This is a genomic window from Bacillus sp. JJ1474, assembly GCF_036965225.1.
Classification (GTDB): domain Bacteria; phylum Bacillota; class Bacilli; order Bacillales; family Cytobacillaceae; genus Cytobacillus.
Genome location: NZ_JBALPC010000152.1, coordinates 18,455 through 21,140 on the forward strand (window position 1 = coordinate 18,455; position 2,686 = coordinate 21,140).

General features: G+C 33.2%; 4 protein-coding genes. 2 read left to right on the plus strand and 2 right to left on the minus strand.

Annotation, left to right across the window (positions count from 1 at the left end):
• On the minus strand, positions 1-474 hold a 474-nt coding region (locus V7164_RS17730), incomplete at its 3' end, for a GNAT family N-acetyltransferase (protein ID WP_438824726.1).
• 898 nt (positions 475-1,372) lie between these two features.
• Here V7164_RS17730 and V7164_RS17735 point away from each other — a divergent pair.
• Positions 1,373-1,690, plus strand: coding sequence for a hypothetical protein (locus V7164_RS17735; protein ID WP_335354754.1), 318 nt, complete (start codon positions 1,373-1,375; stop codon positions 1,688-1,690).
• 455 nt (positions 1,691-2,145) lie between these two features.
• The gene (locus V7164_RS17740; protein ID WP_335347477.1) at positions 2,146-2,289 is read left to right on the plus strand and encodes a hypothetical protein; all 144 of its coding nucleotides are present in this window, start codon (positions 2,146-2,148) and stop codon (positions 2,287-2,289) included.
• A 155-nt stretch (positions 2,290-2,444) separates the two neighbouring features.
• Here the strand turns inward: V7164_RS17740 and V7164_RS17745 are convergent.
• Positions 2,445-2,686, minus strand: a 242-nt coding sequence (locus tag V7164_RS17745) for a hypothetical protein (protein ID WP_335354755.1), incomplete at its 5' end; no start/stop codon positions are given.

The window sequence follows — 2,686 nt, forward strand, 5'->3', positions numbered from 1 at the left end:
CCCTTCTCTAATAAATCCCTGTTTTTCTGTTAACTTTTGTGACGGTATATTAGGCGGTTCAATTAACGCTTCGATCCTTTGTAATTTTAAATGTTCGAATCCGTACCTTATTACAGCTTCCAATGCCTCACTTGCTAATCCTTGCCCCCAATAACTTTTACTTAACTCAAATCCAATTTCAGTTCGATAATGTTGAGGTATCATGTTATGAAATCCGCAACTACCAATAACTTCATCTTCCCCTTTTAAAGTAATTCCCCATCTTATTCCAGTTCTTTCATTTAATATCGATTGATACCATGATATCTCGTTTAAAGCATCGTTAATTGTTTTAAAAGGTTCTAAACCATAATATTTCATTACTTCTTTATCAGATAGATATTTCAAGATACTGTTTGCATCGCCTTTTTCAATTTTTCTCAATACTAATCTATTAGTTTCAAGTACCGGAAAAGTTTCAACATCTTTGGTCATAATAAATCCCCCCTTATTTAATTCTCCAGTTAGTTTATCATTAATTTTCAGATGAATTGGGCTCTTTTGTCCTTCTTTAAGTAAAAGCTCATCTCTTGTTGCAGAACTTGCTGCCATTCTTTTTACGTCTAAGAATAATAAAATGAACCACAGTCAGAACAGCAAGCTTAATGTTACTCCCAAAGTAATCCATTGTAAGGTATTGCTCTGCGGTGGTAATTCGTCAGCTTCGATCCCATTCATGATGGATTCTTCCATCAAATATTCTTAACAACACTTTTTATATTCTTCTTATCAAAATGATTTTCCTTCTTCACACTAAATGACCCTATACAAAACTTACTTTATAGTCGCTCCCGAATGCATAACATTGAAAAACACGTAAAAACTGCAAAAATAGTTCCTCATTTATTGTGCTAAAGCACTCGTTAATGAAAGAATTTTACCAAAAGGGTAAAAAAACAAACGTATTTGTGGGATTAGTCTATTCATCATTAATACCATAGGAATACAGTATTACTGAGGACACTAAAAAGAAAGAAAAGTGGCTTTAAAGGAAAAAACGTAAATAAGAAAGGGGAGACTTATTTAAGGTTGAGAAAACAGGAAAAGGAATGAATAGATCAAGGTAAATATTGATACTGAGATGTTAAAACTGATATTCGTAACAGAAACAGAGATAAGTCAAAAACTGAATTTGAAGTTAGTAAAACTGCGAAAAACTTATATTTCCACACATGCTACTGTCAAGGTTTTCGATTAATTCTGGAGTGTAATTTCTAATGCTCGTATTAATCCAAATCAAGAACAAGAAAATGTACAAAACTAATATTTTGATATAGAGCTTGTTTAGGTTCTAATGCAAGGAAATATTTAAAAAATGAAGGAGTCAATAAAAATGTCAAGAAGAAGAAGAATAAGAAGAAGAAATAATGAAAATACAAATGTAAATGTGGATTTTGATACAGATATTGAATCTGAGTTAAGAAATAGATCTAATTCAGAATCAGAAGCGGATGTTCGAAATACCGATAAAAATACCAACGTTGCACGTTCTAATATTACTAACTCAGGTAATTCTAGGGTTGATATCAGACTCAACAGCCGCAGTAACGCTAGAGTGAGATCTGAACAAGAACAGGAAAATGATCAGGATCAAGATTTAGACATAGATATAGATATAGAAAGAGAAAGAAGACGCCGTCGTCGTCGTTAATATTTGAATAAAAGGTGGAATAAAATTATTATCCCACCTTCACTAAAAATAAGAAGATGAATTTCAAAGCAATAATAATGCGTTAAGGCATCTCGAAAATCTTACCCAGGAAAAGAATTCGAATTTCTTCTATTATCCCAAATGATGTTTCAAATGTAATATTATACACTAGAAATGGAAGAAGAGTGGATTAAATTGTTCCACTCTTTTTAAACTTTCAAATCCTATTAAGTGAATGATATATTTCTTAAACTGTATAAAAACTTTATCTCTCCCTAATTCTCCCCCATTTTTTTTCATGAAATAAATTAATGGTAAAGGAAATACAAATTGATAAATTCAAGAAACATTGTTGATTTTATTGCAGTCGGCACTGATCCCGCTGGAGCTGTCATATCTAAGATACTTACATATGAAAAAAAACTTCAGTCTCGTCTTGGATGCGAGAGGAAATAATGACAGTGACAGACCTATTAGTGATTCCAGATTTAGTGAATCTAGTGGGTTCTTACGAAACTAGAAAAGTAGCCTTCGAAAGGTTAAGTCAGACCCAGCGGATACTCGACATTTATACGAACTCTACTACAAAGAAGATCTAGAAACTTTCCACTGCAGCGAAGACGTTTAAATGGTGTATTGCAAAATTTGTGGTGTAATTTCTTTTGACTAAGAATCCAGAATTCCTAGTTTGTTTTTACCCAAAATAGTGCTCGGCCACTTAGTAACCGTAAAGAAATTATTGCAATACCAACAATCAAGACAAAATACCGCCTTTCATAAAAAAAGAGCCTTTTGGCTCTTTGAAATAATGATTATCAGTTACTGCGTCTTCTTCTGACGTTGCTTCTTCTTCCGATGTCGCTTCTTCTTCTGACGTTGCTTCTTCTTCTGATGTTGCTTCTTCTTCTGACGTCGCTTCTGAAGTCGCTTCTTCTAATTCCATCGAAGTCGTCATCGAAGATATCATCGAAGTCGTCATCGAAGATATCATCGAAG